The sequence below is a fragment of the Salinimicrobium oceani genome, assembly GCF_012037645.1.
The window spans coordinates 1-536 of sequence record NZ_JAAVJR010000351.1 but is presented as its reverse complement, the minus strand read 5'-3'; the positions used below and the strand labels follow the sequence as shown (position 1 = coordinate 536).

The 536-nt window shown below is 41.4% G+C and carries 1 protein-coding gene; it reads right to left on the bottom strand.

The features are described 5' to 3' along the window. Positions 1-536 (bottom strand): gliding motility-associated peptidyl-prolyl isomerase GldI (gene gldI / locus HC175_RS17135; protein ID WP_317172348.1); only part of this gene is annotated, 536 nt, incomplete at both ends.

The window sequence follows — 536 nt, the reverse complement described above, 5'->3', positions numbered from 1 at the left end:
TCTTCGGTTTCTTCGGTTTCTTCGGATATATTGATGAGCGTAACTTTAGAGATCACAGGTACATCTTTACCTATTCGCTTTTTATCGCCATAATATCCGAATGCTTTATGTGACGGAAACAAAAAAGTCACCGTTTCGCCTTCTTTCATTAGTTTAAGTCCCTGCCTAAGTCCGCTGAAAAGTTGCTCCTTATCCATCGTATAGCTACGAGGGGCAATCTCCTCATCGGTATAAATGTTTTGACCATCGAGGGTTTGCAGGGAATAATCGAATTCTACCACGTCTCCAAATTCGGGAGTTTTCGTGGAGGTAGTATCTTTAACATTGTAAAAGTACCAGAAACCATTAGGAGAGGAAATGTATTCGTGAGTTGAATCCTTTTCAATAATACTTTGGATTCGGGCCTCTTCTTGAGCAACAATTTTCCTGTTGCGCTCTACTGCTTCATTGATATATGAACCCGATTTTTGAGTCATTGGTCTCCTTGCTTCGGGAGATTTACAGGAAAACATCAGCAGGCCCGCCAGCAGCATTAA